This is a genomic window from Allobosea sp. GW821-FHT03A12, from assembly GCF_058986765.1.
The window spans coordinates 287977-296942 of the sequence record NZ_JBYSVZ010000007.1; the positions used below are offsets into that span (position 1 = coordinate 287977).

11 protein-coding genes are annotated in these 8966 nt (G+C 67.0%); 5 read left to right on the forward strand and 6 right to left on the reverse strand.

The window, feature by feature from the left end:
* Window positions 1-231 precede the first annotated feature (231 nt).
* From AC3WLC_RS26660 to AC3WLC_RS26680, 5 genes are all read right to left on the reverse strand, one after another.
* Window positions 232-834 (reverse strand): glutathione S-transferase family protein, encoded by a 603-nt coding sequence (locus AC3WLC_RS26660; RefSeq protein WP_493686915.1) that lies wholly within the window; start codon window positions 832-834, stop codon window positions 232-234.
* Between the two features lie 32 nt (window positions 835-866).
* Window positions 867-1718 (reverse strand): 23S rRNA (adenine(2030)-N(6))-methyltransferase RlmJ, encoded by an 852-nt coding sequence (locus AC3WLC_RS26665; protein WP_493686916.1) that lies wholly within the window; start codon window positions 1716-1718, stop codon window positions 867-869.
* 4 nt (window positions 1719-1722) lie between these two features.
* On the reverse strand, window positions 1723-2391 hold the full coding sequence (locus AC3WLC_RS26670) for a ribonuclease T2 family protein (protein WP_493686917.1): 669 nt from the start codon (window positions 2389-2391) through the stop codon (window positions 1723-1725).
* 10 nt (window positions 2392-2401) lie between these two features.
* On the reverse strand, window positions 2402-2860 hold the full coding sequence (locus AC3WLC_RS26675; protein WP_493686918.1) for a hypothetical protein: 459 nt from the start codon (window positions 2858-2860) through the stop codon (window positions 2402-2404).
* A gap of 214 nt (window positions 2861-3074) precedes the next feature.
* Complete coding sequence (locus tag AC3WLC_RS26680) at window positions 3075-3965, reverse strand: branched-chain amino acid aminotransferase (protein WP_326875226.1); 891 nt, start codon at window positions 3963-3965, stop codon at window positions 3075-3077.
* A 171-nt stretch (window positions 3966-4136) separates the two neighbouring features.
* Between AC3WLC_RS26680 and AC3WLC_RS26685 the strand changes: the two genes are divergently transcribed.
* The 4 genes from AC3WLC_RS26685 (at window position 4137) to AC3WLC_RS26700 (ending at window position 7537) form a co-directional block, all read left to right on the forward strand.
* Window positions 4137-4658 carry a MarR family winged helix-turn-helix transcriptional regulator gene (locus tag AC3WLC_RS26685; RefSeq protein ID WP_493686919.1) on the forward strand — a complete coding sequence of 174 codons (522 nt, stop codon included), beginning with the start codon at window positions 4137-4139 and terminating at the stop codon, window positions 4656-4658.
* Between the two features lie 27 nt (window positions 4659-4685).
* A complete protein-coding gene (locus AC3WLC_RS26690; RefSeq protein WP_493686920.1) occupies window positions 4686-5198 on the forward strand; it encodes a hypothetical protein in 513 nt (170 codons plus the stop codon).
* Between the two features lie 159 nt (window positions 5199-5357).
* Window positions 5358-6083: a response regulator gene (locus AC3WLC_RS26695; protein ID WP_493686921.1), complete on the forward strand. Its 726-nt coding sequence runs from the start codon at window positions 5358-5360 to the stop codon at window positions 6081-6083.
* Window positions 6084-6172: 89 nt separating this feature from the next.
* Entirely contained in the window at window positions 6173-7537 is a 1365-nt protein-coding gene (locus AC3WLC_RS26700; protein WP_493687153.1) for an ATP-binding protein, read from the forward strand.
* A 174-nt stretch (window positions 7538-7711) separates the two neighbouring features.
* Here AC3WLC_RS26700 and AC3WLC_RS26705 read toward each other — a convergent pair whose 3' ends face one another.
* Window positions 7712-7933, reverse strand: a complete 222-nt coding sequence (locus tag AC3WLC_RS26705) for a DUF1127 domain-containing protein (protein WP_493686922.1) — start codon at window positions 7931-7933, stop codon at window positions 7712-7714.
* A gap of 105 nt (window positions 7934-8038) precedes the next feature.
* Between AC3WLC_RS26705 and gcvA the strand changes: the two genes are divergently transcribed.
* Window positions 8039-8962, forward strand: a complete 924-nt coding sequence (gcvA, locus tag AC3WLC_RS26710; RefSeq protein ID WP_493686923.1) for a transcriptional regulator GcvA — start codon at window positions 8039-8041, stop codon at window positions 8960-8962.
* The last annotated feature ends 4 nt before the right edge of the window (window positions 8963-8966 follow it).

Genomic DNA, 8966 nt, shown 5'->3' on the forward strand with positions numbered 1-8966 from the left:
TTCGGCCACCGGGTTTTTTGTTGTCTTTCAGGTTGAAGAGTCGACTTAACGAACCGCGCAGTCTTCGCAATCCGTCCTTGCGAGCCCCCCCGGGTCTTGCCTTCGGCAAGCCCGAGGACAGGCTCCGCGAAGCAATCCAGGGGCGGCAGAGCTCTACGCCGCTCCTGGATTGCTTCGTCGCTATGCTCTTCGCAATGACGGTTCTTGCGATCCCGCCGACCGAAAAGCGCTTTAGCCCTTGAAGCGCGTCGCTTCGAAGGCCGGGACCTTGGCGGCGAAACCGTCGAGCCAGGCGACGAGCGCCGGATGATCGGCCCGCCACGCCCCGTCAAAACGCAGATCGAGATAGCCGAGGGCGCAAGCGAGCGCGATCTCGCCGATGCGCGGGCGGTCGTAAGCCGGCGGCGCGGCTTCGAGCGCCGCCAGCGCCCGCGCGACCTTGCCGATCTGATTCTCCGTCCAGACCGGACTGCGCATCTCTGGAGCCCGCAAGCGAACCTCGTAGACCTGCAGCAGCCCGGCATCGCAGATGCCGTCGGCGAGCGCCTGCAGGCGCAATTGCGCGAAGCGCCCTTCCCCGGTCGGAAAGAGCCTGCCGCCGCCGACGAGGTGGTCGAGATATTCGGCAATCACCCGCGAATCGAACAGCGTCGAGCCATCCTCGAACACCAGCGTCGGGACCTTGCCGAGCGGGTTCTGGCGGCGCAGCGATTCCGTGGGGTCGTTGGTGTCGGCCGGCACGACATCGATCCGTTCCTCCAGCCCGAGCTCGGCGATGGCGATCTTGACCTTGCGCCCGAAGGGCGAGGTCGGGGAGGAGCGCAGGATCAGCATCGGTGCAGCCTTCGGGTTGACGGGATGAGCGATCAGCCGTCGGGACGGATCGCCTCGCAGCGATAACGCGGACGCGGCCCCTGCGCGAGCCGCTCGCACAGCGCTGGCAGCAGGATTTCGGCCTCCTGCGCCAGCAGCCAGGGCGGATTGATCAGAAGCATCCCGGTCGCGCTCAGGCCGCCGGCGGCATCGGGGCGATCGACATCGATCTCCAGCCGCAGCAGCCGGCCGATGCCGGCATCGAGAATCGAATCGAGCAGGGCTTCCACCGCGCGCTCATCCTTGATCGGATACCAGAGCGCGTAGATCCCGGTCGGCCATTTGCGGTGCGCGGCGATGAACTCGGCCGCCAGCGTGGCGAACTCGTCCTTCTCCTCGAAGGGCGGGTCGACCAGGACGAGGCCGCGCCGCTCCTTCGGCGGCACATTGGCGCGCAGCGCCGTCCAGCCGTCGATTTCGAGCGCCTTGCAGCGCTCGTCGCGGCCGAGCACCTGGGCAAGCTTGCGATAGGTGTTCTCGTGCAGCTCGGCGGCGATCAGCCGGTCGTCGGCGCGCATTGCATGGCGGCAGAGCCAGGGCGAGCCGGGATAAGTCTCGCTGCCATGACGGGTGCGTGCGGCGGCCAGCGCCTCGCGCCAGGGCTTCAGCAGCTCTTCCACCGGCGGCGCCAGTGGCGCCTGGTCGAGCCGGGCGACGCCGTCGCGCCATTCATGGGTCTTCAGCGCCTCCTCGGAACCGAGATCGTAGCGGCCGGCGCCGGCATGGCTATCGATCACGCGCCAGGGTTTGTCCTTGGCGTTGAGATGCGTGAGGATGCGCATCAGCACGACATGCTTGAGCACATCGGCGAAATTGCCGGCGTGGAAACCGTGGCGGTAGTTCATCGGCTCAGCGGATCGCGTTGACGCGGAAATCGCGGGCGCGGCAACCGGACCGGTCGACCTCGCCGCAGCTGCGGAAGCCGCGCAGATCCTTGCTGAAGCAGATCCGCACTTCCTCCAGCACGCCGCGCCGGCAGGAGACCGACATCATGTCGGTGCGCAAGCCCGGATTGGCATCGACGAAGGCGCGCTCGAGGTCGAGCGCGGTCCAGCTGCGCTCGCTGTCGACGCTCGCCAGCGCCGGCGGGATCTTGACCTTCTCGCGGGCGCGGCGGACGTCGGCGAAGTAGTCGGCCGGGCTCGAGCCGGAGCAGCTGCCATGCTTGCGCCACTGGTAGCGGGCCAGGCCCTCGGACGGGAACAGGCCCGCGGCCTGGTCCATCGCCATGCGCGTCGGGCTCCGGCCCGACGGGCCGCAATCGCTCGGAAAGCCGCGCTCATATTGCGGCCAGAGCCCGTGCACGACGAAGCCGAGATTGGCGCCGGGCGCGCACTGCTCGCGATTGCGCCGGTCGCCCTCGATCTCGCAGAAGCCGGGCGACCAGGAAAGCGCGAGCACGTAGAAATCGAACTCGCCCGGCGTGCCACCGCGATCATAGCGGCCTTGCGCCGAGGCTGCGCCGTCGAGCGCAACCAGCGCCAGCAGGCCGGCGATGATTCGTTTCAATCGCATCATCGCGCCCGGATCAGGGGCGGGCCATCTTGCAATCGGGCGCATAGGAACGGTGGCGGTCGAGCCCCGAGACGCACCAGTTGACGTTCCAAGTGTAGCCGAACAGGCCGAGATTCTCGCGGACGGAATAGTCGACCCGCCGCAGCACGCCGTCATTGGTCAGCACGCGGGCGGTGCAGAAGCGGCGCGGGATGAAGTCCGCGCCCCAGGGGCGCCAGGCAATCGGCTGGACGCGATCGAAGCTGACCGCCTGCAGCGGACCCCAGAAATTGGCCTCGCGCGAATTGAAGCGGCTGGTGATCGCCCCGAGCACGGCAGGATCCTCGCAAGCCGGCAGATTGCCATACATCGGGATGATGCGCTCTTCCGCCCGGTCGGCAGGATTGACGTAGCGTCCACCCGCGGCCTGGGCAGACAGGCCGGTCAGGCAGATCGCGGCGGCGAGGGTGGAGAAAAGGGAAACCCGGCGCATGGGGGCCTCGTATCGGGAGAAGTTCGCTGTCGACACGATGGCGACGGGGCCGGTCACGGTCAAGGCAGCACAGCGCTCGCCCGGCCTGTCGCGCGGCCCCTGTGGCATTTCGATCCTGCCGGGTGACCGCCAGCGCGCGCCCGGCAGGGCATCAGCGATCTGTCGCAAGCTCGCCATGCTCGCTGGATGGCGAGCATGGCGATGGTGAGATGCCTCAGGCCGCGGCCTTGGACGCCTGCCGGACCTCGTCCGAATAGTCCTCCATGATCACCTTGCCCATATTGCCGGTGACAAACTTGTAGGGGCCGATCTCGGAGACCAGCGTCACCTCGGCGGCCGAGCCGGTGATGAAGCATTCGCTGAAGCCTTCGAGCTCTTCCGGCCGGATGCGGCGCTCGACCACCTCGAAGCCGCGCTTCCGGCACAGATCGACCACCGACTGGCGGGTGATGCCGTTCAGGAAGCGATCGGCCAGCGGGGTGTGGACCACGCCGTCCTTGATGAAGAAGATGTTGGCGCCGGTGCACTCGGCGACATTGCCTTCCCAGTCGAGCATCATCGCGTCGGCATAGCCGGCGCGCTCCGCCTTGTGCTTGGAGAGCGAGCAGATCATGTAGAGCCCCGCCGCCTTGGCATGAACCGGCGCGCAGGCCGGGTCAGGCCGGCGATAGGTCGCAAGATCGAGGCGCACGCCCTTCAGCTTCTGCGCCATGTCGAACATGCTCGGCCATTCCCACACCGCGATCGCCGTGTGGATGGTGTTGTTCATGCCCGAGACGGCCATCATCTCCGAGCCGCGCCAGGCGACCGGGCGCAGATAGGCGTCCTTCAGGCCGTTTTCCTTCAGGCAGAGATATTTCGCAGCGTCGATCTCGGCGACCGAATAGGGGATCGTGAAATCCATGATCTCGGCCGACTTGTGGAAGCGCTGCGAGTGCTCGGTGCACTTGTAGATCACGCCGTCATAGGAGCGCTCGCCCTCGAAGACGCAGGAGCCATAGTGCAGGCCGTGGGTGAGTACGTGCACCTTGGCCTCCTTCCACGGCACGAGCTTGCCGTCGAACCAGATGACGCCGTCGCGCTGATCGAAAGGAATGACAGACATGATACAGTCCTCCAGGTGCTTTTCTTGCAGGCACTCCGCCACAGGCTGGAAGGGCGCGCAAGCGCGGGATTTATGCTGCGCCGGAACTGGCGCTCGCGACATAATCGGTCGTCCCGCGTGCTTGACCGGTAATCTTACGTCTGAGATATGTCAACAAGACTGACATAAAAAATGAGCGTGACGGTGAGCACACCCGTATTGCATCCAGCTTCTGCCACCTCGCCGGAGGCAGCACATGCCAACGTGCCCTACGAGCTGATCGAGCTGTTCTTCTTCGCCTATCGCGACTTCGTCGGCGATCCCGACCGCATCCTCGCCGACTACGGCTTCGGCCGTGCCCATCACCGCGTGCTGCACTTCGTCCAGCGCCGGCCGGGGCTGACCATCGCCGAATTGCTCGACATCCTGCAGATCACCAAGCAGAGCCTCAACCGGGTGCTGAAGGAGCTGGTCGAGACCGGCTTCGTCGAGTCGCGCACGGGCACGCAGGACAAGCGCCAGCGCCATCTCCACGCCACCTCCGCTGGCGGCGAACTCGCGGTGCGGCTGGCGCAGCTGCAGGCCAAACGCATCAACGGTGCGCTCGCCCAGGTGGGGCCCGAAGCGGGCGCGATCGTCGCACGCTACCTTGCGGGCTTGATCGACCCGTCCGAGCGCAAGAAGGTGCAGGACGCGCTCGCCGGGCCACGGTGAGAGCTTCGACGACGACACAGGATGATGATGCGCAAGTTTCTCTTCGGCTTCGCCGCCGCGATGGGCCTCGTGACCGCGGCTGCGGCGCAGGACGTGACCGGAAGCCTCAAGGGCCCCGCCGCCGAAACCGTGACACGCTATCTCAAGCAGACCCGCATCCCCTGCTACACGCAGAAGGGCGAGGAGAAGTGCCCGATCATCGACACCGCCAGCAATGCCAGCCTGTTCCATGGCAGCTTCAGCAATGATCCGACGCCCCATGCCGTCGCCTTCGTCAGCTACCAATACGACCAGACCGGCAATGCGATGAGCCAGATGGCGATCGTGTTCAGGGAAGCCGGCGGCCGCTGGACGCCGGTCGGCCGCGCCGACGAGACGGTCGGCTCCGATCCGCGCCAGGTCCAGTTCGGCCAGGGTGTCATCACCTATACCGGCACCGTCCTCGGGCCGAACGATTCCCGCGCCAACCCGACCGGACGCGGCCGCTTCAGCCTCAAGGTCAGCGAGCGGGGCGTCACCTTCAGCAAGGCGAGCCGTTGAGCATTGGAGTCCCGCACAAGGCCGCAGGCGTTGCAGACCGTTAGACAATGTTATCAGGGGGCGGGCGCGGCGCGCGCCTGCGCCCGACCCGGCTGTGCTATCCTCACGGAGAGGCAGCGGCGCGCCAGCCCGCGCCGAAAGCAAAACCGAGGAGTCTAGATGGCGGCCAGCGTGCTCAAGCCAGTGCCCGACGAGGCCCCGCATATCCTGGTGGTCGATGACGACCGCCGCCTGCGCGACCTGCTGGCGCGCTTCCTCGGCGACCATGGCTACCGCGTCACCACCGCCGCCAACGCCGCCGATGCCGATACCCGCCTCGGCCATCTCGTCTTCGACGCCATGGTGCTCGACGTGATGATGCCGGGCGAGAACGGCTTCGACTTCGCCCGCCGCCTGCGCCAGAGCTCGCAGGTGCCGATCCTGATGCTGACGGCCCGCGCCGATTCGAGCGACCGCATCAACGGGCTGGAGATCGGCGTCGACGACTATCTCGCCAAGCCCTTCGAGCCGCGCGAATTGCTGCTGCGTCTCGGCAATGTCCTGAAGCGCAACGCCCAGCCCGAGGCGCCCGCCGCGCCGATGCGGCCGGACTATGTCCGCTTCGGTCCCTTCATCTACGGCCTCGCCCGCGGCGAATTGCGCCAGGGAGAGGAGTCGATCCGCCTGACCGAGCGCGAGCGCGAGATCCTGACGACGCTGGCCGAACGGGCCGGCGAGCACGTTCCGCGCGAGCAGCTCGCCGCCCAGGGCTCGGCCGCCAACGACCGCACCATCGACGTGCAGATCAACCGCTTGCGCCGCAAGATCGAGCGCGATCCTGCCGATCCGCTCTATCTCCAGACCGTGCGCGGCATCGGCTACCGCCTCGTCGTCGACAGGACCTGACCGGGATGGCCGACGCTTCGCTCAGGCGTCGCCTCGTCCCGCGCGCTACGCGGGCTCTGGCGAAACTGCGCGTGGCCTGCAGCAAGGGCATGACGGCGCTCTCCGCCGCGATCACGCCGCTTCGGCGCCTGCCGGACCGCTGGCTGCGCCCGGTCGCGCGCATCATGCCCAAGGGGCTCTATCCGCGCGCCCTGGTCATCGTCATCGCACCGGTCGTGCTGCTGCAATCGGTCATCGCCTATGTCTTCATGGAGCGGCACTGGCAGACGGTGACGCAGCGCCTCTCCTCGGCTGTCTCCTCCGAGATCGCGACGTTGATCGACGTCTATGAGAGCTATCCACAGGACGACCAGGCGACGGTGCTCGGCCGCATCGCCGAGGAGCGGCTCGGCATGGACGTCGAGATCCTGCCCGACACCGACCTGCCGGCGCCGGGCACCCGCCCCTTCTTCTCGCTGCTCGACAGCGCGCTCTCGGCCGAGCTCGCCCAGCAGGTCAAGCGGCCCTTCTGGCTCGACACCGTCGGCCGCTCCAGCCTGATCGAGATCAGGATCAAGCTCGGCAAGGACGTGATGCGGGTACTGACCCGGCGCAGCCAGGCCTATGCCTCCAACAGCCACATCTTCCTGCTCTGGATGATGGGCACCTCACTGATCCTGCTCACCATCGCGGTGCTGTTCCTGCGCAACCAGATCCGCCCGATCCTGCGCCTCGCCGACGCCGCCGAGGCCTTCGGCAAAGGCCGCGATGCCGATTTCCGGCCGCGCGGCGCACGAGAGGTCCGCCGCGCCGGCAATGCCTTCATCGAGATGAAGCGGCGCGTCGAGCGCTCGATCGGTGAGCGTACCATGATGCTGAACGGCGTCAGCCACGATCTGCGCACCATCCTGACCCGCTTCAAGCTCTCCCTTGCCTTGCTCGAAAAGTCGCCCGATCTCGAGGCGCTCGAGAAGGATGTCGACGAGATGAGCCGCATGCTCGAGGATTATCTTGCCTTCGCGCGCGGCGATGCCGGCGAGGCTCCGGTCGAGACCGACATCCGCGCCTTGCTGGAGACGCTCAAGGCCGACGCCGAGCGCCAGGGCCACCAGACCGAGCTCACCGTCGTCGGCGACCCGCTGGTCGTGGTCCGGCCCGATGCGATCCGGCGCCTGCTCACCAATCTGGTCTCGAACGCCGCGCGCTTCGGCGACCGCATCGCCATCCGCGCCACCCACGATGCGCGCTATCTGATCGTGATGGTCGACGATGACGGCCCCGGCATCCCGGCGGAGCTGCGCGAAGACGTGTTCAAGCCGTTCTTCCGGGTCGACGAGGCCCGCAATGTCGATGGCGGCGGCACCGGGCTCGGCCTCGCCATCGCCCGCAACATCGCCCGCTCGCATGGCGGCGACATCATCCTCGGCGAGTCGCCACTGGGCGGCCTGCGCGCCACGGTCCGGCTGCCGGTCTGAGCGGACGCACAACCGGGCCGTCATTCCGGGGCTTTGCACAGCAAAGAGCCCGGAACCCATGAACACGACACTCATGAAAAGAGCGTAGCGATTGCCGCACTCTCATTCAGATGCGTCGGGTCCATGGGTTCCGGGCTCACGCCTGCAGCGTGCCCCGGAATGACGGGCAGTGGTTCAGTGGCTCCACAGGGCCTTGCGGGCCGAGCTGTTCACCCGCTCGACGTCACTGCGGGAGAGCGCGATGTCGTGGAGCGCAACGTCGTCCATGCGGTAGAGCGCTCGGGCGCTGGCCCGCGCCGTCAGCCAATCCTCGAAACGCAGGAACAGCCCGGCGAGCCCATGAGCCTGGTGAGAGGTGGAGAGCGAAAGATTTCCTGTGGTGGTCCCGGCCGGCATCACGGCCTCCTTTGATCCAGTTTCTGCCAGTGAATTTGGGGCTTGCAGGCTCTGGAAGCAAATGAGAACTTCTTTGCCTCAGCCCAAGCAGAACTTGGCCACGCAATGTCCCGCCGCCATTTACCGCCCTTGACCTCGCTGCGCGCCTTCGAGGCTGCCTCACGGCATCTCAATTACGAGCGGGCGGGCGACGAGCTCGCCGTCACCGCCAGCGCCGTCGGCCAGCAGGTCAAGACCCTCGAGGCCTGGCTGCAACGCCCGCTCTTCACCCGGCTGCCGAGCAAGGGCATCGCGCTGACCCCGCTCGGCCAGCGCTACGCCACCGCGATCTCGCAGGTGCTCGACCAGCTCGACGAGGCCACTGCCCGGGCGCTGCGGCCGGACACCGCCAACATCCTGACGGTCAGCACCATGCCGAGCTTCGCGCTGAGCTGGCTGATCCCGCGGCTCGGCGAGCTCAAGCAGCGCTATCCCGAGCTGGAGGTACGCATCTCCGTGTCGATGCACCTCACCGATTTCACCCGTGAGGATGTCGACATCGCCGTCCGCTATGGCCAGGGCGCCTATACCGGGTTGCACTCAGAACTGCTGATGACGGAGACCTTCTTTCCAGTCTGCAATGCGGCGCTCCTCAATGATCCCGAGCGGCCACTGCGCGAACCATCCGATCTGCGCCATCATACCCTGCTGCACGAACTCGCCGAAGGCATTCCCGAGTACGTGACCTGGCCGCAATGGCTCGCTTTTGCCGGTGTCGACGACATCGACGCCTCGCATGGTCCGCGCTTCTCCCACACCTTCCTCGCCTTGCAGGCGGCGTCCTCGGGCCAGGGCATCGCCCTCGCGACCAGCGCCCTGATCGGCGATTATCTCGACGCCGGGCGCCTGGTGCGCCCGTTCCCGCAGCAATTGCCCGGCGCCTATCAATACTATGTCGTCTGCCCCGAGGCCCTGGCGGAGCGGCCAGCGATCGCGGCCTTCCGCCGCTGGATCCATGAAGAGGCCGCCAGGCACGCCAATCTGCGCTGAACCG